The sequence below is a fragment of the Paenibacillus sp. J22R56 genome, assembly GCF_056269375.1.
Genome location: NZ_JBWDNV010000001.1, coordinates 131,673 through 151,476 on the forward strand (window position 1 = coordinate 131,673; position 19,804 = coordinate 151,476).

Annotated in this window: 18 protein-coding genes and 1 tRNA gene; 1 reads left to right on the forward strand and 18 read right to left on the reverse strand. The window is 46.9% G+C overall.

Annotation, left to right across the window (positions count from 1 at the left end; genetic code table 11):
* Positions 1-39: 39 nt before the first annotated feature.
* The 15 genes from cobA to AC0YNT_RS00640 all read right to left on the reverse strand — a co-directional run bounded on the left by cobA (position 40) and on the right by AC0YNT_RS00640 (position 17,862).
* Positions 40-1,593, reverse strand: coding sequence for a uroporphyrinogen-III C-methyltransferase (gene cobA, locus AC0YNT_RS00570; protein ID WP_475802880.1), 1,554 nt, complete (start codon positions 1,591-1,593; stop codon positions 40-42).
* Positions 1,590-2,567 carry a hydroxymethylbilane synthase gene (hemC, locus tag AC0YNT_RS00575; RefSeq protein WP_475802881.1) on the reverse strand — a complete coding sequence of 326 codons (978 nt, stop codon included), beginning with the start codon at positions 2,565-2,567 and terminating at the stop codon, positions 1,590-1,592. The genes cobA and hemC overlap by 4 nt, the downstream gene beginning before the upstream one ends.
* Positions 2,551-3,216 carry a precorrin-2 dehydrogenase/sirohydrochlorin ferrochelatase family protein gene (locus AC0YNT_RS00580; RefSeq protein ID WP_475802882.1) on the reverse strand — a complete coding sequence of 222 codons (666 nt, stop codon included), beginning with the start codon at positions 3,214-3,216 and terminating at the stop codon, positions 2,551-2,553. The genes hemC and AC0YNT_RS00580 overlap by 17 nt, the downstream gene beginning before the upstream one ends.
* 14 nt (positions 3,217-3,230) lie before the next feature.
* Positions 3,231-4,046: a cytochrome c biogenesis protein CcsA gene (gene ccsA, locus AC0YNT_RS00585; protein ID WP_475802883.1), complete on the reverse strand. Its 816-nt coding sequence runs from the start codon at positions 4,044-4,046 to the stop codon at positions 3,231-3,233.
* 45 nt (positions 4,047-4,091) lie between these two features.
* Positions 4,092-5,462 carry a glutamyl-tRNA reductase gene (gene hemA, locus AC0YNT_RS00590; RefSeq protein ID WP_475802884.1) on the reverse strand — a complete coding sequence of 457 codons (1,371 nt, stop codon included), beginning with the start codon at positions 5,460-5,462 and terminating at the stop codon, positions 4,092-4,094.
* 195 nt (positions 5,463-5,657) lie between these two features.
* A complete protein-coding gene (gene speD / locus AC0YNT_RS00595) occupies positions 5,658-6,056 on the reverse strand; it encodes an adenosylmethionine decarboxylase (RefSeq protein ID WP_475802885.1) in 399 nt (132 codons plus the stop codon).
* Positions 6,057-6,420: 364 nt separating this feature from the next.
* The gene (locus AC0YNT_RS00600) at positions 6,421-7,011 is read right to left on the reverse strand and encodes a non-ribosomal peptide synthetase module (protein WP_475802886.1); all 591 of its coding nucleotides are present in this window, start codon (positions 7,009-7,011) and stop codon (positions 6,421-6,423) included.
* Positions 7,012-7,209: 198 nt separating this feature from the next.
* A complete protein-coding gene (yihA, locus tag AC0YNT_RS00605) occupies positions 7,210-7,797 on the reverse strand; it encodes a ribosome biogenesis GTP-binding protein YihA/YsxC (protein WP_475802887.1) in 588 nt (195 codons plus the stop codon).
* A complete protein-coding gene (gene lon / locus AC0YNT_RS00610; RefSeq protein WP_475802888.1) occupies positions 7,794-10,286 on the reverse strand; it encodes an endopeptidase La in 2,493 nt (830 codons plus the stop codon). The genes yihA and lon overlap by 4 nt, the downstream gene beginning before the upstream one ends.
* A gap of 36 nt (positions 10,287-10,322) precedes the next feature.
* Positions 10,323-12,026, reverse strand: a complete 1,704-nt coding sequence (lonB, locus tag AC0YNT_RS00615; protein ID WP_475802889.1) for an ATP-dependent protease LonB — start codon at positions 12,024-12,026, stop codon at positions 10,323-10,325.
* 168 nt (positions 12,027-12,194) lie between these two features.
* Positions 12,195-13,304, reverse strand: coding sequence for a flavodoxin-dependent (E)-4-hydroxy-3-methylbut-2-enyl-diphosphate synthase (ispG, locus tag AC0YNT_RS00620; protein ID WP_167280199.1), 1,110 nt, complete (start codon positions 13,302-13,304; stop codon positions 12,195-12,197).
* A 90-nt stretch (positions 13,305-13,394) separates the two neighbouring features.
* Positions 13,395-14,654 (reverse strand): ATP-dependent protease ATP-binding subunit ClpX, encoded by a 1,260-nt coding sequence (clpX, locus tag AC0YNT_RS00625; protein ID WP_167280200.1) that lies wholly within the window; start codon positions 14,652-14,654, stop codon positions 13,395-13,397.
* A gap of 26 nt (positions 14,655-14,680) precedes the next feature.
* A complete protein-coding gene (clpP, locus tag AC0YNT_RS00630; RefSeq protein ID WP_251656292.1) occupies positions 14,681-15,268 on the reverse strand; it encodes an ATP-dependent Clp endopeptidase proteolytic subunit ClpP in 588 nt (195 codons plus the stop codon).
* 242 nt (positions 15,269-15,510) lie between these two features.
* Positions 15,511-16,815: a trigger factor gene (tig, locus tag AC0YNT_RS00635; protein ID WP_441891372.1), complete on the reverse strand. Its 1,305-nt coding sequence runs from the start codon at positions 16,813-16,815 to the stop codon at positions 15,511-15,513.
* 87 nt (positions 16,816-16,902) lie between these two features.
* Positions 16,903-17,862 (reverse strand): hypothetical protein, encoded by a 960-nt coding sequence (locus tag AC0YNT_RS00640; RefSeq protein ID WP_475802890.1) that lies wholly within the window; start codon positions 17,860-17,862, stop codon positions 16,903-16,905.
* Positions 17,863-18,091: 229 nt separating this feature from the next.
* Here AC0YNT_RS00640 and AC0YNT_RS00645 point away from each other — a divergent pair.
* A tRNA-Arg gene (locus AC0YNT_RS00645) sits at positions 18,092-18,168 on the forward strand.
* 134 nt (positions 18,169-18,302) lie between these two features.
* Here the strand turns inward: AC0YNT_RS00645 and AC0YNT_RS00650 are convergent.
* The 3 genes from AC0YNT_RS00650 to AC0YNT_RS00660 all read right to left on the reverse strand — a co-directional run bounded on the left by AC0YNT_RS00650 (position 18,303) and on the right by AC0YNT_RS00660 (position 19,753).
* Entirely contained in the window at positions 18,303-18,467 is a 165-nt protein-coding gene (locus AC0YNT_RS00650) for an AbfB domain-containing protein (protein WP_475802891.1), read from the reverse strand.
* Between the two features lie 159 nt (positions 18,468-18,626).
* Positions 18,627-19,232 carry a P-loop nucleotide/nucleoside kinase family protein gene (locus tag AC0YNT_RS00655; protein ID WP_475802892.1) on the reverse strand — a complete coding sequence of 202 codons (606 nt, stop codon included), beginning with the start codon at positions 19,230-19,232 and terminating at the stop codon, positions 18,627-18,629.
* A 179-nt stretch (positions 19,233-19,411) separates the two neighbouring features.
* The gene (locus AC0YNT_RS00660) at positions 19,412-19,753 is read right to left on the reverse strand and encodes a hypothetical protein (protein ID WP_167280204.1); all 342 of its coding nucleotides are present in this window, start codon (positions 19,751-19,753) and stop codon (positions 19,412-19,414) included.
* Positions 19,754-19,804: the final 51 nt, after the last annotated feature.

Sequence of the window (19,804 nt, forward strand, 5' to 3'; positions counted from 1 at the left end):
GATATGAAAAATAATTTCTAAATAATTGTTCTGCTATGATTAAACATTCGTGCGAATAGTTACTTGATGTTGAACGAGAGCCTCAACTAGCGCATCTATCGTTGCCTCTTCTGGCTCAATAGTAACCGTAAGCCCTGCCTCCACCGCCGTCTGCGTGGTAAGCGGGCCAATACTAGCGATAGCGATGCCTGCAAGGTGTCCAGCAGGGTCTTCAATACCTTTGCGTTTCAGCAGCTCAAGCAGATTGGTTACCGTTGAAGAGCTGGTGAACGTAATCGCATGGATCTCCCGATTGCGGATCCAGTCCAGCGCCTGTTCATCTTGATCATCTGCCAATACGGTCTCATACACATCCAGCTCGACTGGCAGAAGACCTCTCTCTGCAAGTTCCCGAGGCAAAATTTCACGAGCTAGATCACCGCGTGGCAACAGAACTTTTTCACCCGCTTTAAGCTCCGAGTCCAGTTGCTCCAGCATACCTTCTGCCTGGAACTTGGCTGGCAGTTGGACAACGCCAAGCCCCCGTTTCCGAAGTGCTTCAGCTGTCTTTGGACCTACAGCTGCAATTCGAGCGGTATGGAAACGACGAATATCTACATCAAATCGAGCAAGCCAGTTAAAGAAATATTCAACCCCATTCACGCTAGTAAACATGATCCAGTCATATTGCTCCGCTTCAGCTAGAGCTGTACGAATCGATGCAACTACAGCCTCATTCTTTGGCTCACGCGTTTCAATAACAGGCAGCTCACAAGGCTCACCACCAAGCTCCTCAATCCTGTCAGCCAGATCACTGGCCTGCGCTCTGGCACGGGTAACAAGCACACGAACGCCAAACAATGGCTTTTGCTCATACCATTTCAGCTTTTCACGCTGCAGCACAACCTCGCCAACGACGATAACCGCAGGAGGCAGGAAATTCGCTTCTTTTACGATTCGCTCAATCGACTCCAACGTGCCAACAATCGTTTCCTGCTCAACACGTGTACCCCATCGAATCAAGGCAACTGGTGTATGAGCGGGTTTGCCATGGCGGATCAGCTGCTCGGCGATATAGCCGATCTTGGCAACGCCCATAAGGAATATAAGCGTCCCTGTTGCATTCGTTACTTTGTCCCAATGAATAGAGCGGTCAAGCTTATCCGGGCTTTCGTGGCCCGTTATAATCGATAAGGAAGAAGCAAGATCCCGATGGGTAACCGGTATGCCTGCATAAGCTGGCACCGCAATAGCTGATGTAATGCCTGGCACAATCTCAAAAGTGATGCCATTGTCCTGCAGCAATTCCGCTTCCTCGCCAACACGCCCGAATATCGTCGGATCGCCGCCTTTCAGCCTTGTAACCGTATGACCCTCAAGCGCCAAATCAACAAGCAGCTGGTTGATTTCTTCCTGCTTCATCGTATGACGGTCTGGCAGCTTGCCCACATAGATTTTGCGGGCGCCTTCCTTCATATGACGGAGAAGCCTAGGACTAGCCAGACGATCGTAGACAACAACATCACTTCTTTTCAAACACTCCAGTCCACGAACTGTAATCAGCTTCGGATCACCTGGTCCTGCGCCAACTAAATAGACGATCCCTTTATTCATATATTTTCCCCGATTTCTGCCAAAATGCGATCTGCACCTCTGGCTACCAGAGCATCTGCAACGTCGCGGCCAAGCTGCTCAGGGTCCGTTCCTTTCCGGATTTCCTTCAGCATAACCTCTCCATCCGGGGACCCTACCATACCCGTCAGCTCCAGCTCTGCATTCTCGAAGCTGTCTTCCGTCTTTTTCTGAACCACTGCAAAAGCACCAATCGGAATTTGGCAGCCGCCGTTTAATGCTCCAAGGAAGCTTCTCTCTGCTCTTACGGCAAGTGAGGTTTCTGTATCATTGAAAAAATCAAGTAATTCACGAACCGCCTTATCTTGAACGCGGCACTCAATGCCAAGTGCACCTTGTCCAACAGCTGGTATAGAAAGATCAACCGGAATATAAGCGGAGATCCGGTCCTGCCATCCCATACGTGTAAGACCAGCAGCAGCAAGCACAACGGCGTCAAAGCCATCGGTTTCCAGCTTACGGATCCGGGAATCAATATTGCCGCGTATCGAATCAAGCTGAAGATCCGGACGCATATTTTTAAGCTGGCTGGAGCGGCGAAGGCTGCTCGTTCCTACACGTGCTCCCTCCGGCAAATCATCAAGCGAAGCACCTTGCTTCATAATGAGACAATCGCGTGGGTCAACACGCTTCGGTATTGCGCCGTTAGTTAGTCCTTCCGGCAGCTCGTATGGCATATCCTTCATACTGTGCACAGCCATATCAATCTCACCATCAAGCAAGGCCTGTTCAATCTCTTTAACGAACAAGCCTTTACCGCCAACCTTGGATAAAGTAACGTCTAGAATGCGGTCACCTTTCGTCACAATTTTCCGAATTTCAAATTTATAATCGAACCCATGCTTTTCGCTGATACGCTTAAGTTCATCAATAACTTGCCCGGTTTGAGTCAAAGCTAATGCGCTTTGGCGTGTCCCAACCACGATTGTGCGTGGTTCGTTATTCGCTTTTTCCATTATGATTATCCTCCCGTTGTCCATCTTCAAGCCTCTTCGCTCGAAGGCTGTCTGTCCAAGCTTTCATATCCTTCTCGGTTTCATTTCCGAACGGTACCTCTTCAGCAGCTAGCCGCAGCAAAATTTCACGTTCCAACACATCCGAGACTGAAGTTTTCACATAGTCACGCAGCTTTCTAAGCTGCACCAGACTATCCGTGTATTCGCTGCCGTATTGCTGCTCCAGCTCCCGCTTCAATCGGATAGATAAAGATGGGCTTGCTCCTGAAGCCGAGACGGCGATAAGCAAATCCCCGCGCCGTACAACCGCCGGATTAACAAAGCCTCTGCCTTCCGCCTCATCAACGGTATTCACTAGTACCCCGGCCCGTCTGCTATCTTCCGCAATACGACGGTTGAGTTCTGAATCATCTGTCGCAGCAAACAGCAGCCTTGCACCTTCGACATCAGAAGATTGATAAGGACGACCTTGCCATTCAATGGATCCACATGCAGCAAGCTCCTGCAAGCGCGGTGTAAGCTGTGGGCTAATGAGAACCACGCCATCTGCCCCCGCCTCTAGCAGGCCTTTTACCTTTCGTTCTGCGATACGGCCGCCGCCGATCATAACGACACGTTCGCCTCGAAGCTGAAGCATTATTGGATACATGCGCATCCCCTTTTTCAATGAAAGGTCGATAAGTAACTGGATAAAAGATTAATAATCAACATAACAAATGCAATGAGATGAAGTCTTGCGAGCTGAGTGCCCGGACGTCTAAGCATCGCCCTTTGAATAATATAATTCACATAAAAAATCAAAGTCGCAAACGAAGTAAGGACCTTCCAGTCGAGCAGCAGCTGCGGCCTTCCTTCTGCCAAAAGCACGGTAACCGCAACGGATAACGACAGGGCCAGAAGCGGTACGCCGATAATAATAGCACGGTCCGAGAACCGCTCAATCCTATCAAGGCTTGGCAGCCTTCGAGTAAAGGGAGTCCATCTCTTCCCTTTAAGCTGACGGTGCAAAAACAAGTACATCCCTGCGAATATAGAACCAATTGTAAGTGATGCATAAGCGCATAATACCAGACTAATATGTACAAGAAGCAAGTCGCGCATCGCCTGGGATACACCAAACTGCTCATCCATTCCTGGCCGGCTGTAGAGATTAAGGGCCAGCACGGAGAAGCTTACGATATTTACAAGAAAGACCAGAAATTCAATTTTGAAAAATTGACTGATCACAAGTGAGATCGTAACAAGAAGCCAAGAGAAGCCTAGCCAATACTCAAAGGATGAGATCGCTGAGGTCTCAAAATGAGTCACAAGACGACTTACAAGTATGATCGTTTGTAATATCCATACAAAAATAAGGAGCCCTGTTCCAATCCGCTTTGCTCTCCGGTTCGCATCCATGAAATCGGAGAAGTAAAACAGAAGGCTCAGGGCGTATATATAAAGTATCGCGTCGTATATCCATTTTGAAGTTAAGAACATAGCTTCCACCTTGCCGCCCTTCGCGATTATTCGGGTAGCGCGCTGTTATCGAAGGATGGACGCCAGTGCCGAAGCAGCAGAACGCGCAGGCATGTTTTTCTTTTTCTCCGCAGCCGCCGTGTTTGCTTCCTCTTGTTTCGACTGGGCCAGTTCATCTTCAAGCGCAAACAACTTCACGAACATATCCATTGCTTCTTCCGAATGTTTGTCCCCAGCCATCTCTTTAATCCGCAGGATAGGATCTTGAAGCATCTGGTTCACAATGCTCTTCGTCAGCTTGCGGATAACTTTCAACTCATGCTCCTCTAGATCAGGCAGCTTGTTCGTCAGACTATTAAGCGTCTCTTCATGAATATCAGCAGCCTTGGTCTGCAAGGCACGGATCAGCGGCACAACGCCTAGGGTCTTGTACCATAGTTCGAACTGTTCGCGTTCTAGTTCAATCATCGCTTCGATCTTCTCCGCTTCCTTCCGACGTTGTTCGAGATTGCTCGCTACAATGCCTTCCAAATCGTCGATATCGTATAAGAACACATTCTCGACTGCAGCAATACCGGGATCGAGGTCACGCGGAACAGCGATATCAATCATAAAGAGCGGCTTCGACTTACGGCGCTTCATGGCAGCTGCAACAGCCTGGCGTGTTAATACATATCCATCAGCACCTGTCGAGCTAATCACAATATCTGCTTCATGGAGCTTGTTAACCGCATCCTCCATGGAGCTCGCGATACCGTTGAACTTCTCGGCTAGCTGCGCTGCCCGTTCATAAGTCCGGTTCACGACGATAACTCGATCAGCACCGTTCGCATACAGATGCTTGGCCGTCAATTCGCCGGTCTCACCTGCTCCAATGACCATAACCGTCTTCTTACTAAATTGGCCAAAAATCCGTTTGCCTAGTTCAACTGCTGCATAGCTGACCGAAACCGCCGATTCTCCAATCGTAGTTTCCGAATGGGCACGCTTAGCCATCGTAACAGCTTGCTTGAACAGCATGTTAAATAATGTCCCTGTCGTCTTCTGCTGCTGCGCCAGCGCAAATGCGTCCTTCACTTGTCCGAGTATTTGCGTCTCGCCAATGACCATAGAATCAAGACCACTTGTCACCCGGAATAAGTGCTCAATGGCCTTGTTATCTTCATACATATATAAATGACTCGTGAACTGCTGTCTAGGCAGCTTGAACCATTGTTCCATAAAACTGCGAATATAATGTCCGCACAAATGGTGTCTGTCCACTACCGCATACAGCTCAGTACGATTGCAGGTCGCAACAATGACACACTCCATAATACTGCTTGTGTTCATTAGTTGTTTGAGCGCTTCTGACAATTCTTTCTCCGCTATAGCAAACCGTTCTCTTACTTCTACAGGAGCTGTACGATAGTTCAAACCGACTACGATAATGTGCATGCGCGATCACCTGCCTTTCCTTAAATTTACGTTAGAATGATTATAACATAGTTCGACATACGAAAATGCCTTCATAATGTCTTCATTTATGAATAATGTTTGAAAACCCTCTTTGCCATTATTCCCTGTTTATACAAAGAAAATAACCATGGACCGGAGTCTATGGTTATCTCTATATCTTTTCAATTTAATAGCTTAGACAAGCTCAATTTGTTTCATAACTGGTTCTTCGACCTTCAACTCACCCATACCGCGAACAAGTTTCTTCGCATGAGTCGTTGTTGGCTTCAATACAGAGATCATGTAGTCAATTGCAAGCTGTGGATCCACGGTTTCACCGCATGTGTAGCAATCGAGAGCGGCAAATCCCTTCTCAGGATACGTGTGAATCGAGAGGTGACTCTCCGACAGCAGTACAAGCACTGTTGCTCCTTGAGGCTCAAATTGTTTCGATTGTACCGATAGTACAGACGCGCCGCATGCTTCAGCAGCCTCCACCATTTGGGCTTGCAAAAATTCCGCATTGTTCAGTAGATCAAAGTCTACCCCCCAAGTATCAACAGCAACGTGTCTTCCGAAAGTTGAATATTCCATCTTCCGGTTCCCCCTTCCTAGGAATAAAATGTTTAAAAAAATTTCATCCGCTAGGACCTACGTCATTCACTTCCCGAGGGAATAATCTCTCGCAACATAACCATGTCCTGAGTGAATCCTGGTTCCTATTTTGTTTAGACCAATGTTTTCAACGAGATTAAAAATAACATCTATTGGGGAGAATTGCAACTGTTTTTTTCGGGACATACGAAAACTTTTTGGTATGCCAATCCCGTATTCAAGGTATGTATCGGAAGTGAGATAGGTACCATCCACAGCGTTCATCCCGTTGTTATTTTTTTCTTGAACAAATGTAAAAAAAAGAAGCCGCATTAAGCGGCTCCATGGCTTGATAATAGGACGGTCAGGCTTCTAAAACAAACAGCTTCCGGGTCAGCATCGATAACCTTTCATCGATACCGGCAATTTGCAACCGATCCTTGGTTTGATTTCGAAGATCAAGCAGTTCGTTAATTGCGTTGTTTACCAGCTCAATCTCACGTTCGATCAAGCGGCTGCGGAACACACGCTCTAATTGGCCAAGTGTATCCTTGTATTCGAATACAACCCGTGTGCCAGAAGCTGTGCTTTCAACGATTTTGCGGACGCTGCCGTTTGTATAATGATAGATCATCGTATAATGGCTGTAGATCCGATTGACAACTGCGTCTCCATGGAAAGCAGTTACCGCTTTACGCATAGCGTTAGTCAGTTTGGGGTGAATCAGGCGGCAAGAGAGTTCACATACATAGTGGTTCTGCTGACGTTCAAACGTCAGTGTAACCTCTTCCTTCCCTGCTACGTCTTCGAGAACCAGCTCCTGGTTTCCGTTATCGAGTACCTTCACATTCATACAAACTTGTTGGTCATCGAAAAAACGGATAAATTGCTTCATCTCTTCGCTCGTCAATTGCAGTTTGGCACTTACATACTCTGTGGCTAGCCGCTGAGCCATAAAAATCTCCTCAATTCTATAAACTTGCGCTTGTGTTCTTAATTCCTAAGTATATTATACGTGATCAGAGCTTTTTATTCCTGCCGTCCAGCTTCGATATTCTCGCATATTTCTGAAAAATCCCGTAGAATTCACGACGAACACAACATTTCTTACAGAATCCTCGCCATTATAGAGGAAGTTATTGATCTATCTCCGTTATGTGCCAATTATCTCGGTAATGACCTCCCACAGTCTGTCGCGTCCTAGCCCTGTCTCCGAGGAAAACATGACGACAGAATCGCGGGGATCCGCCTCCAAAGTCTCTTTAATAACCTTAATATGCTTGTCCCATTTGCTTTTCGGAATTTTGTCTGCCTTGGTGCAAACAATACATGTTGGCACGTTATAATGCTTCAGCCAGTGATACATGAGTACGTCATCCTTCGATGGCGCATGCCGCATATCGATAACAAGAAGCTGCAGCTTTAATTCCTCGCGGTCACGAATATAAGTCTCGATCATCTGACCGAACAACTCACGCTTCGTCTTTGATACTTTTGCATAACCATAGCCTGGAAAATCGACAAAATAAACCATATCATTCACACGATAATAGTTAAGCTGCTGCGTCTTGCCGGGCTGCGAACTAGTTCTTGCTAAGTTTTTACGCAAAATCAATTTGTTAATCAGTGACGATTTTCCGACATTGGAACGCCCTGCCAGAGCGATCTCTGGCAAGGCGTCAATTGGATATTGCTCTGGTCTTACTGCACTTATTATAAAATCTGACTGTGTAATTTTCATCCGATTACTGTTCCTGCTTTCTCTTCGGTGTTGACCGGCAGCAGCGCGTGCTGCAGTACTTCATCCATATGGCTGACAGGTACAAAGGTCATTTCACTGCGAATACTGTCTGGGATATCACTTAAGTCACGTTCATTATCTTTTGGCAGAAGCACCTTCTTGATGCCTGCACGATGGGCAGCAAGTGACTTCTCCTTCAATCCGCCGATTGGAAGCACCCGTCCACGGAGCGTAATCTCACCGGTCATTGCAACTTCCTTCGATACGTACCGATTCGTCAGCGCTGAGATAAGCGCTGTTGCCATCGTAATACCAGCCGATGGGCCATCCTTCGGTATCGCCCCTTCGGGGATATGAATATGGATATCCCTGTTCTCGTGGAAGTTAGGATCGATATTCAGCTCAATCGCTTTGGAACGCGTATAGCTGAATGCAGCCTGAGCTGACTCCTTCATAACATCACCAAGCTTACCGGTTAGTGTTAGTTTACCGCTTCCCGGCATAACTGTCACTTCAATGACAAGTGTATCGCCGCCTACCTCGGTCCAGGCAAGGCCCGTTACTGCGCCAATCTGATTCTCAGCTTCAGCAGTGCCGTGACGGAACTTCGCAGGACCAAGCCACTCCTTCAGAAGCTCTGGCGTAACCGTTAATGGAGCAGGTGTTGCTGCTTCCACAGGCTGCTTATCGTCAGCGGCATCAGAATCAGTATCAGAGCCAAAGGCCGCTTCAAGGGTATTAAGCTCTGGCGCTTCATAAGAGGCCCCCTCCGCTTCACTGGTGGTCCGCGGTACAAAACCTGAAGCTACGATATGCTTCGCAGCCTTACGGCATAGAGCAGCCACTTGCTGCTCCAGATTACGTACACCAGACTCACGTGTATACTCCCGGATAAGCTGAAGGACTACCTCGTCCTCTAGGATTAGCTGGTCTTCTGTCAGCCCATGCTCCTTACGCTGCTTCGGCAGCAAATAACGCTCGGCAATCTGCTGCTTCTCCAGTTCCGTATATCCTGGGATATACAGCACTTCCATCCGATCCAGCAGCGGACGAGGAATGTTATGCATCGAGTTAGCCGTTGTAACGAACATCACATTCGATAAGTCAAACGGTACTTCGATAAAATGATCGCTAAACGTATTGTTCTGCTCCGGATCAAGCACCTCAAGCAGGGCAGATGAAGGATCTCCACGGAAATCACTTGCCATCTTATCAATTTCGTCTAGCAGGAAGACTGGATTATACGAACCTGCAGTCTTCATCCCCTGGATGATCCGGCCAGGCATTGCACCGACATAAGTCCGGCGATGACCACGGATTTCCGCTTCATCACGTACGCCGCCAAGCGAAATCCGCACAAATTTGCGGTCAAGAGATTTGGCGATGGAGCGAGCGAGAGAAGTTTTGCCGACACCTGGAGGCCCTACAAGGCAAAGGATCGGCCCTTTCATCTTCTTCACAAGCTGCTGTACCGCCAAATATTCAAGCACACGTTCCTTCGGCTTCTCAAGACCGTAATGGTCATTGTTCAAGATGTCCTCCGCTTTGCTTAAGGAAAGATCATCTTCCGTATGCTTGCTCCATGGAAGAGCTAATAACCAATCGATATAATTGCGAATAACGCCGCCCTCGGCGGAGGATGCAGGCATTTTCTCCAGACGGTCGATTTCCTTCTCAACCTTTTCTCTTACGAGATCAGGCACTCCTGCTTCAGCCAATTGGTTACGAAGTTCTTCAACTTCACCCGCACGGCCTTCTTTCTCGCCAAGCTCCTTCTGAATCGCCTTCATCTGCTCGCGCAAATAATATTCCTTCTGCGTCTTCTCCATCTGCTTCTTAACACGTTGGTTAATCTTGCGCTCGAGCTCCAGCACTTCACGTTCGTTATTCAGAATATCAAGCAGCCGCTCCAACCGTTCACGCACATCAATGGTCTCAAGGATATCCTGCTTATCTTTGATCTTTAGCGACAGATGGCTTGTAATGACATCGGCAAGCCTACCAGGTTCATCGATGTCAGATACAGCTGCCAGGGTCTCTGGCGTAACCTTCTTCGACAGTGTGATGTAATGCTCAAATTGACTGAGCACCGACCGCATGAGCGCATCCACTTCTGGATCATCTGTCTCAGGTTCTGGAAGCTCAAATACTGAAACCTCATAGAACTGTTCGTTAGGCACGTAATCCACAATCTCGGCTCTTACAACACCTTCAACAAGAACTCGAATCGTACCGTTTGGCAGCTTGAGCATTTGTCTGACTTTCGCAATGGTGCCGACGCGATAAATATCGTCCTCAGTAGGCTCTTCAATATTGACTTCGGATTGGGAGCACAAGAGAATCATATGATCATCGATCATTGCTTTCTCCAGTGCTCTTACCGATTTGTCCCTTCCCACATCAAGGTGGAGCACCATGCTGGGATATACAAGCAGCCCCCTTAACGGAAGCAGGGGAAGCCGCCGGCCTTTCGTTTTTCCGGATCCCACACCAGCACCTCCAATTGTTTCGAATACCTTATTTTATCATTCTACGGAATCCGCCTGCAAATAGGGAACGCCTGAAGAGATAAAAAGATCTGTACCGACATGGTTTTCAACCTCTGCAACGATAGTTTCACCAATTGGAAATACGTATCTAAACACTTCATCTACTCGGTCTACCGGTATAACTTTAAGCCCTTCTAATCCTGCAAAAATCGCCTGCCAGTTCTCACGCGGGATAATAACCGTATCTGCACCAGCTTGGAAAGCCGCTTCTACCTTGGCAAGTACGCCGCCAACCGGCTTCACATTGCCATGAATACCAACTTCGCCTGTCATCGCCAGCTTGTTGTCAATCGGGATCTCCTTAATAGCAGATGCGATAGCTGTCGCCATAGCCACACCAGCCGACGGACCATCAATTGGCGTACCACCCGGGAAGTTAATATGCAGATCATAGTCCTGCGGGTTAAGACCGTAACGGCGGAGCATGGTCAATACATTTTCAACCGAGCCCTTCGCCATACTTTTTCTTCTGAGAGTACGGGAGCCGCCTCCCAGCTCTTCCTCGTCCACTACACCAGTAATGGTATACTGTCCTTTGCCTGTAGCGACTGGAATAGCACTGACTTCGATTTCAAGCAAGGTACCCATGTTAGGACCGTATACCGCAAGCCCATTCACAAAGCCAACCTGAGGGGCCTCTGGTATTTTACGGTCAGGACGCGGTGGAATTTGACTGCTGTTAACTACCCATTCCACATCTGCACCTGTAATCGTGTCACGTTTCTCCGATAAAGCAATACCTGCTGCCAATTGGATAACATTAACTGCTTCCCGTCCGTTGGTCGCATATTTTTTCACCACATCAACTGCATCCGGGCAAGGGCCAAAACCAATCTTTTTAATCGCATTTTCTGCAATGGAAGCAATTTCGCTCGCCAGGAGCGGCCGGAAATAAATCTCCATACAGCGGGAACGAATGGCTGGCGGCAGATCCTGAGGTGAACGTGTTGTCGCACCAACAAGCCGGAAGTCAGCCGGAAGTCCGTTCTGGAATATATCATGAATATAGACCGGAATGTTCGCATCTTCCGAATTGTAATACGCGCTCTCCAGAAACACTTTACGATCTTCCAGTACTTTTAACAGCTTATTCATTTGAATTGGATGCAATTCACCGATTTCATCGATAAAGAGAATCCCGCCATGCGCCTTCGTTACCGCACCTGGCTTCGGCTGAGGAATACCAGCTACCCCCATGGCGCCTGCACCTTGATAAATAGGATCATGAACGGAACCAATCAAAGGATCAGCAATTCCGCGCTCATCAAACCGAGCTGTAGTTGCATCAATCTCAGTAAATTTGGCTTCCGTTAGAAAAGGTGAGGATGGGTTCTTCTTCGCCTCTTCCAATACAACACGTGCAGCTGCCGTCTTCCCAACACCTGGTGGTCCATAAATAATAACATGCTGTGGATTAGCACTACAGAGCGCCGCCTTGAGCGCACGAAGGCCGTCTATTTGGCCTACAATGTCCTGCATTGCCTGCGGACGTGTTTTCTCCGCTAGAGGCTTTGTAAGCGAAATGGAGCGCAGCTTACGAAGCTTATCCATCTCCTTGCGTGATTCCCGATCGACCGCCGAGCGGTTCGTCTTCTGATTACGCAGTAAATTCCAGAAATATAAACCAATAACCACAGCAAAAAAGACTTGAATCAGCATTAATACCATACTTAAACTCATCAATATCTTCTCCTCTCAAAAGCAAATCATCCGGCAAAAGAGTACGTAATTGGTAGTATTGCCCCTTGCCGCAGGGAATAATCGCTTTAAGAAGAAAAAAGAGGTATTCCTATACCCTGCCTATAAAGGCAGCTAAGGAATACCTCTTCGTTAAGTTATTGAGAGTCGTTATGCATGAGCATGATTCTTGCGTCCAGGAATTTCTCCTGTCTCTTCAAAGGCGCGAACAATCACGTCGATTTCTTTCTTCAGCTCGTTAAGCAGCTCCGCTTCCGGCACCTTACGAATCATTTCTCCATAGCGGAACAACATGCCTTCGCCGCGGGCACCAGCAATGCCGATATCCGCTTCACGAGCCTCACCAGGACCATTTACGGCACAGCCAAGAACAGACACCTTAATTGGCACCTTCAGCTTCGAGATATACTCTTCCACTTCGTTAGCGATAGAGAAGAGATCAATATCAAGACGACCACATGTCGGACACGAAATCAGAGTTGCTGCATTCGTAATAAGGCCAAACGTTTTGAGCAGCTCGCGTGCTACCTTCACTTCTTCAACCGGATCTGCACTTAAGCTGATGCGCACCGTATTACCGATGCCCATTGCCAGCAAAGCACCGATGCCTGCCGAGCTCTTGATCGTTCCCGTATGAAGCGTTCCAGCCTCAGTAATACCAAGGTGAAGTGGATACTTGATTTTCTCCGCTGCCATGCTGTAAGCCGCAATAGCCATCGGCACGTCTGAAGCCTTCAAAGACACGATAATGTCGTGGAAATCCAGTTCTTCCAGGATCCCGATATGGAATAGCGCGCTCTCCACCATCGCTTCCGGTGTTGGATAGCCGTATTTCTCGAGCAGATGATTCTCGAGCGAGCCGGCGTTAACGCCGATCCGGATCGGAATACCACGTTCCTTACAAGCTTTAACAACAGCTTCTACTTTCTCGCGGCGGCCGATATTACCCGGATTAATCCTGACTTTATCAATGCCGTTCTCAATAGCTTGCAGCGCAAGACGATAATCGAAATGAATATCCGCAACGAGCGGAATATGAATCCGTTTCTTAATTTCCTTGATCGCTTCAGCAGCTTCTTTATTGTTAACCGTTACCCGGACAATCTGGCAGCCGGCTTCTTCCAGACGCAAGATCTCGGCTACTGTAGCCTCTACATCAGCCGTCTTCGTTGTACACATACTCTGAATGATGACTTCATTGCTGCCGCCAATCGTTAAGTTGCCGACTTTGACCGGCACAGTATCCTTGCGCAAATACATAAAATGATCTCTCCCATGAACGTCAAAGTCCACCCTTTGACGAGCGGAAAAATCCGCGGTCTACGGGTGGAAGCAATGACGGTAATGAACTTAGGCGCTCTCTTCTTTTTTCTTGTTGCCCTTCTTGGCTGTAAGCTCCGGCATGATTTTGTCTTTTACGGTTTTCTCCGTGATGAGACAAGTATTCACATCATCACGCGAAGGGACTTCGTACATAACTTCCAGCATGATGCCTTCGATAATAGCACGCAAGCCACGAGCACCAGTGTTCCGCTTAATCGCTTCTTTCGCGATTTCTTCAAGAGCAGCAGGTTCAAAGTCGAGCTTCACGTTATCCATCTCAAGCAGCTTCTGGTATTGCTTCACCAAAGCATTCTTAGGCTCAGACAAAATACGCATCAAAGCATCTTCATCAAGCGGCTCCAAAGTCGAAATAACCGGCAAACGGCCTACGAACTCTGGGATCAGACCAAATTTAAGCAAGTCTTCAGGCAGAACCATCGACAAATACTCGCCTGGTTTCAGATCCTTTTGAAGTTCCCCCGTCGAGCTGAAACCAATCACTTTTTTGCCGATCCGGCGTTTAATGAGGGATTCCAGACCGTCAAATGCGCCGCCGCAGATGAACAGAATGTTAGTTGTATCAATTTGAATAAACTCTTGGTGCGGGTGCTTACGTCCGCCTTGCGGTGGAACAGAGGCAACCGTGCCTTCGAGAATTTTGAGCAACGCTTGCTGAACGCCTTCGCCCGATACATCTCTTGTAATGGACGGGTTTTCAGACTTACGAGCTACTTTATCAATCTCATCGATATAGATAATGCCGCGCTCGGCCTTCTCCACATCGTAGTCTGCAGCTTGAATAAGCTTGAGCAAAATATTTTCAACGTCTTCACCGACATAACCGGCTTCCGTCAGCGATGTTGCATCCGCAATTGCAAACGGTACGTTCAAAATTTTAGCCATTGTTTGAGCAAGCAGCGTTTTACCCGAGCCAGTAGGGCCTACGAGCAGGATGTTACTTTTTTGAAGCTCAACGTCTTCGATTTTGCTTTGCGAGTTAATCCGTTTGTAGTGGTTATATACCGCAACAGAAAGGGATTTCTTCGCAAATTCTTGTCCGATGACATACGAGTCAAGAATCGCACGGATATCTTTTGGTTTCGGGATATCCTTCAGATCAAGCTCTTCCTCATGGCCGAGCTCCTCTTCTACGATTTCGGTGCAAAGCTCGATACATTCATCGCATATATATACGCCGGGACCGGCTACCAATTTACGTACTTGTTCTTGCGATTTTCCACAGAACGAGCATTTCAATTGACCTTTTTCATCATTGAATTTAAACATACTTTTTCACCCCTTCGATTAAATCCTTACGATACCGGAGTTGTTATTACTCTGTCAATCAAACCATAATTCAGCGCATCTTCCGCGCTCATGAAATTATCGCGGTCAGTATCGCGGTCGATCTTCTCATAAGGCTGACCGGTACGTTCCACATAGATTTGATTCAGCTTTTGCTTCGTCTTAAGGATCCAATCTGCATGGATCTTAATATCCGATGCCTGACCCCGAACGCCGCCAAGCGGCTGATGGATCATGACTTCTGCATTAGGAAGGGCAAAACGCTTGCCTTTCGCGCCAGCCGTAAGGAGGAGCGAACCCATGCTTGCTGCCATGCCCATACAAATCGTGGACACATCAGGTTTAATATATTGCATCGTATCATAAATAGCCATACCGGCAGTTACCGAGCCGCCTGGGGAATTTATGTACAAGTGGATGTCTTTCTCCGGATCGTCGGCCGCCAGAAAAAGCAGCTGTGCGATAACTGAATTTGCTACGTCATCATCAATAGCGCTCCCGAGAAAAATGATTCTGTCCTTCAATAAGCGCGAGTAAATATCGTAAGACCGTTCTCCGCGATTCGTTTGTTCAACTACGATAGGTACCAGATTCATGCGACCAACCTCTTTTCTTTTTGGGACTTTTATGTTTCATGTTTTCTATTGTATCACGTCAAATGAGCAATGTCATTTTTCCAAGTAATACAGTAATACAGTATACGGTGAGCTTCGCTCGATATGTACGGAGATTCATTCTCCATTGTAAAGCACTTCGGTTATGTAGGGTGAAAAGAAGGCACGTATCTGACGATGACGTGCCTTTTCTTCGTATTTATTTAATTGAAAGTTTGAGACGATTACGCTCCAGCTACTTCAGCTGTTTTGCTGTTTTCAACGAGGAATTCAATCGTTTTACGAAGCTCGATATCTTCTTTCAAGCTGTCGATTTGACCATTTTGCTCGAAGATGCCGCGAAGTTCAGCCGCTGGGCGGTTGTAAGCTTTCGACAGCGATTCGAGTTCTTCGTTCACGTCTTCTTCGGATACTTGAACGCCTTCTGCTTTCGCAATTGCATTCAGAACCAGGTTGTTGCGAACGCGTTTCTCAGCATCGCTCTTCATTTGGTCGCGCAGAACTGCTTCGCTTTGACCGGAGAATTGATAGTACAGGTCGATGTTCATGCCTTGCATGCGAAGACGGTTCTCGAAGTCGCGAAGCATGAAGTCAACTTCTGTATTGATCATTGGCTCTGGAACTTCTACTTCAGAAGCTTCAGCCGCTTTCTCGATTACAGCATTTTGCAGGTTACGTTCTGCTTCGTTCTCTTTGCTTTCTTTCAGCTTGGAGACAAGATCCTGCTTGTACTCTTCAAGCGTGTCGAATTCGCTCACATCTTTAGCGAACTCATCGTCAAGAGCTGGCAGGTTTTTACGTTTGATTTCATGCAGTTTCACTTTGAATACAGCTTGTTTACCAGCCAGGTTTTCTGCATGGTACGATTCAGGGAATGTTACTTCAATATCCTTGAAGTCGCCAGTTTGCATGCCAACTACTTGATCTTCGAAGCCAGGGATGAACGAACCTGAACCAATTTCAAGCGAGTAAGCTTCAGCTTTACCGCCGTCGAATGCTTCGCCGTCTACATAGCCGTCAAAGTCAATTACAGTGATGTCGCCTTGCTCAGCAGCGCCTTCTTCAAGGACAGTCAGCTCAGCATGACGTTGTTGCAGACGCTCAAGTTCAGCGTTTACTTCTTCGTCGCTAACTTCAGCTTCAAAGGATGGAATTTCCAGACCTTTGTATTCGCCAAGCGTTACTTCTGGACGAACGATAACTTTTGCTTTGAATTTGAACGTTTCGCCTTTAGCGAATTGTTCAACATCAATCTCAGGACGGTCAACAGGACGTTGTTCCGTCACTTTAACTGCTTCTTCATAAGCTGTAGGCAACAGGATGTCAATTGCATCCTGGTACAGGCTTTCCACGCCGAATCGGGATTCGAACATTGCCCGTGGCACTTTACCTTTACGGAAGCCAGGTACGTTTACCTTTTGTACGACTTTCTTAAATGCTTGATCAAGCGCTGCAGCGACTTTCTCAGCTTCAACCTCAACATCAATCGATACGAGGTTCTTGTCTATTTTTTCCCAAGTTGCTTTCATTTTATGCTTTCCCCTCCAAAATACGCATCACGCCAATTAGTATTCGCTTCATAAACCACTCTATTATAATCAACCTGCGCCATCATTTCAAGGCTGATGATCATCTTCTGTAGATTGCTGCATCGCAGCGACCTGCCGAAGTGTCCTGCAAGCCTGCTCATATCTGAATCTTAATGGCTCGGTTATGCCGTAGGCTTCCCGGACATCATCATCATTGGCAGAGCCGTAAACCGTCAGTAACAGCGTGAGATGGAGCGCCGCTGCATAGCTGTCGACCGTCTCCTCATCCTCTCGGAGCATCCATTGATAGGATGTAGTTCCATACAGAAATTGGAGACTTTCTTTCCACAATTCTTTGGCAAAATGAGGCAGTGTTGGATCATCTGCTTCTGTCACAGCTTCCACTCGTTCAAGAATCCGGATGACCGGTCTTGGAAAATCATCAAGTGCAAGCGGTGTAGATTCAATGTCGAGCTCTACCCTCTCGCCCATCCGATCCAGCGTCAGCTGACCGGATATTTCCCGCTTACGCAGGCATTGCAGCGCCTTAAACTGTACAACAGGATGAATGGCCTTGCCGCTAGTCAGCCATTCTACCATTACCTGATCAATCTCAGGTGAGTGTATGTATGCTGCTCGTTCCAATGCCAATATTTGCTGGTCAATCATTGGATGATGCTCCATGATATAGAGCACCTGCTTAATGTATGCCTCATCCTGCTCTGGCGGATTCAGCAGCTGCTCGCGAAAGCTCTCCTCACTGACGCCTTCCTCATCCTGGCCTCCGGGCACAACGGCTCCTTCGGAATCTGAACCGGGAAACGCCATGTCAAGCCAAGTTAGAAGGCTTTTCCACTCTTCATAATGCCGTTCATCCTCACCGCGGCATTGCAGGAGAAAGCGGAGTAAATTTTTGGCTTCGCTATATTGCTCGGATTCCAGCATCCGGGTGAGCTGAATTTGATAATGATCCAGCATCTTTGGAAATAAATAAACGTTATCTGGTGTAGTTATGGTATCACCGCCTTGTCGGTCAAACCGCTTCATTCGTGACTATTGCTTGCGTTAGATTATATCACGTTACATGCTAATATAAAAACAATGCATTCACGAGTCTTGATTTTTTGATCAGGCCTATGCTATATTTACCAAGCGAATTTTTTTCACAGGCTTTTAGAAGACAAAGGCCAAGATTCGATTCTCTTCACCCGCTCCAAACTTTTTGAAATTAGGTATTGCTAACTCATGTGATTGCATGATATACTACTTCCTACGTGTCCCAGTAGCTCAGCCGGATAGAGCACACGCCTTCTAAGCGTGCGGTCGGGGGTTCGAATCCCTCCTGGGACGCCATTTTCCCAAACATAATGACAATTAATAAAACCCGCAAAACCTTGATACCCAAGGCTTTGCGGGTTTTTTGCTGTTTTTTAACGTTTTATTAACAATCTGGAAGGTAGCATCCTGTTTCTCTGTGTCGGTACTTATCAGGTCCAGGTTGCATCTTTAGGTCCTGGTACCTTCTTGAATGTTGCATCAGCCTTGAACACTGCTGTTCCATCATCCTTAGCCAGTACAAAGTCATAGTTGTAGATATCATTCGTAATAAGCGCGTGTCCAAGCGCATCAGTGAACGGTTCAGCTGTAAACATATTTCAACCTCCTTCCAACTGGGTGTCGGGCAGGTAAGCAGGATTAATATAGCACCTTCCAAGAAGGATTTATTTAGAATAAATGGTTCATTTCATTTGTTTTTTTGTTCATCTATATAAAAAAGACGAAGCCTCTATTCAAGGCCTCGTCCTATATAATTATACCTTTGTTACTGCTTTGTCTGTCACGAATTGATAAAGCGTCTCCACTTGCTCGCCGCTCATCTCACCGCTGTTATCATATACAAGAATGGAAGATTGCGGGATATCCCAATTAATCTCAGGAACAAAAGCTACACGTTTCTCAAAATGCGACCAATGGTCCAATTTCCATTGATCACGCACCGTTTGACGCCCGATAATGCGGTTTTTCTGCAGTTCAATATTCTCAAGGGTGACTACGATTACCTTAACGTCCACCTGATCTTTGGTCAAACCTGCAGCTGTAATGACTTCTTCGATCCATACTCTATTCTTAAGCTCGGCTGTGAACGGAGAAATCATAAATACGTTCTGGCCTGCAGCCAAGTTCTCAATACAAATATCCTTAGTCGTATCATATTCCAAATCACGAAGGTTTTGTTTATAGAAGTCCGAATCACGGTCGTTCTTGTCGAGGCCGTTAATTTCCAGCATCGCCTCTACGAATCGTCCGCCTACCGTATCACGATCAAGAAAAGCAGCCGGAATACGTTCCGATAATTTTCTTGCAACGGTTGTCTTGCCTGTACCTGCTACACCAACGAAAAACACTAACTTTTGCAATGCCTGATGCCTCCACTATGAAACTAGTTTATCCTCCCATTGTACCACTCCTCGCCCAATAAAGGTATCACAAAGGTTACAAATTCCGTTAGATTCCGACATTCCACTTACAAAAAAAGGATAATGTCCGCATAGCGCTCAACCACGCTTTCGGTGCTCATTATCCTTGTGTCCCATTCTTATAATCTGCCCGGATCCAATAATCCCATAGATTCAACATGCTTCTGAGTGGATGCAGTCCCATGCTCGTGAATAAATAAATAGATATCGTGCAGGATCGCATCGTATCCACCATTCATCTGGCTGTCACTGGTTTGCGATAAATGGGTGCCAAATTCGTAATTGAAATGACCCGTAATGGCATTATCCATGCTGGACAAATCCTCGAACATCACTTGAAGCTGGTTGAACTCCTCGTTGTTTGCCATGATCTCCAGCTCATAAGAAGCTGCACCTTGATCCTCCAAAATTTGTCCAGCCTGGACCGAGACATAATATTTTTTTCGTTCATCGACTGACATACGTTATTTTCAGCTCCTTTTTAAGACATGCTCTCTTAGCATCCCCTAGCG

What these genes read in the sequence shown, in the direction of transcription:
- cobA (WP_475802880.1), bottom strand. Translation starts at nt 1,593, where the DNA reads ATGAATAAAGGGATCGTCTATTTAGTTGGCGCAGGACCAGGTGATCCG.
- hemC (WP_475802881.1), bottom strand. Translation starts at nt 2,567, where the DNA reads ATGGAAAAAGCGAATAACGAACCACGCACAATCGTGGTTGGGACACGC.
- AC0YNT_RS00580 (WP_475802882.1), bottom strand. Translation starts at nt 3,216, where the DNA reads ATGTATCCAATAATGCTTCAGCTTCGAGGCGAACGTGTCGTTATGATC.
- ccsA (WP_475802883.1), bottom strand. Translation starts at nt 4,046, where the DNA reads ATGTTCTTAACTTCAAAATGGATATACGACGCGATACTTTATATATAC.
- hemA (WP_475802884.1), bottom strand. Translation starts at nt 5,462, where the DNA reads ATGCACATTATCGTAGTCGGTTTGAACTATCGTACAGCTCCTGTAGAA.
- speD (WP_475802885.1), bottom strand. Translation starts at nt 6,056, where the DNA reads ATGGAATATTCAACTTTCGGAAGACACGTTGCTGTTGATACTTGGGGG.
- AC0YNT_RS00600 (WP_475802886.1), bottom strand. Translation starts at nt 7,011, where the DNA reads ATGGCTCAGCGGCTAGCCACAGAGTATGTAAGTGCCAAACTGCAATTG.
- yihA (WP_475802887.1), bottom strand. Translation starts at nt 7,797, where the DNA reads ATGAAAATTACACAGTCAGATTTTATAATAAGTGCAGTAAGACCAGAG.
- lonB (WP_475802889.1), bottom strand. Translation starts at nt 12,026, where the DNA reads ATGAGTTTAAGTATGGTATTAATGCTGATTCAAGTCTTTTTTGCTGTG.
- ispG (WP_167280199.1), bottom strand. Translation starts at nt 13,304, where the DNA reads ATGTATTTGCGCAAGGATACTGTGCCGGTCAAAGTCGGCAACTTAACG.
- clpX (WP_167280200.1), bottom strand. Translation starts at nt 14,654, where the DNA reads ATGTTTAAATTCAATGATGAAAAAGGTCAATTGAAATGCTCGTTCTGT.
- clpP (WP_251656292.1), bottom strand. Translation starts at nt 15,268, where the DNA reads ATGAATCTGGTACCTATCGTAGTTGAACAAACGAATCGCGGAGAACGG.
- tig (WP_441891372.1), bottom strand. Translation starts at nt 16,815, where the DNA reads ATGAAAGCAACTTGGGAAAAAATAGACAAGAACCTCGTATCGATTGAT.
- AC0YNT_RS00640 (WP_475802890.1), bottom strand. Translation starts at nt 17,862, where the DNA reads ATGAAGCGGTTTGACCGACAAGGCGGTGATACCATAACTACACCAGAT.
- AC0YNT_RS00650 (WP_475802891.1), bottom strand. Translation starts at nt 18,467, where the DNA reads ATGTTTACAGCTGAACCGTTCACTGATGCGCTTGGACACGCGCTTATT.
- AC0YNT_RS00660 (WP_167280204.1), bottom strand. Translation starts at nt 19,753, where the DNA reads ATGTCAGTCGATGAACGAAAAAAATATTATGTCTCGGTCCAGGCTGGA.